Source organism: Brevundimonas sp. P7753, assembly GCF_013386595.1.
GTDB classification, from domain to species: domain Bacteria; phylum Pseudomonadota; class Alphaproteobacteria; order Caulobacterales; family Caulobacteraceae; genus Brevundimonas; species Brevundimonas bullata.
This window is the reverse complement of sequence record NZ_JACARP010000256.1, coordinates 1-385: the sequence shown is the minus strand read 5'-3', so window position 1 is coordinate 385 and position 385 is coordinate 1. Positions and strand designations below refer to the sequence as shown.

General features: G+C 67.5%; 1 protein-coding gene. It reads left to right on the top strand.

The genetic code is table 11. The annotated features are described in order from the left end of the window. The coding region (locus tag HX774_RS20245; protein ID WP_255500567.1) for a methyl-accepting chemotaxis protein at positions 1-360 on the top strand (360 nt) is incomplete at its 5' end. Positions 361-385: the final 25 nt, after the last annotated feature.

Sequence of the window (385 nt, the reverse complement as noted above, 5' to 3'; positions counted from 1 at the left end):
AAGACCCTGATCTCGGCCTCCAGCCGTCAGGTCGGCGAGGGCGTGGCCCTGGTCGGCGACACCGGCCATGCGCTGGAACGGATCGCCGAGCAGATTACGCGCCTGACCGCCATCGCCCGCGAAATCTCGGCCTCGTCGCAGGAGCAGGCCAGCGGCCTGCAACAGGTCAATATCGCCGTGGCCCAGATGGATCAGGTGACGCAACAAAACGCGGCGATGGTCGAGGAATCGACCGCCGCGAGCCATTCTCTGGCGCAGGACGCCCGCGAGCTGGACCGGATGATGGCGCAGTTCTCACTCGACGGCGCCGCGACGGACGCCCGGGGTCAGCAGCAGATGCTGGAACGCGCGGTGGCGTAAAAGGGCTATCCCGCTGATCCTCCCC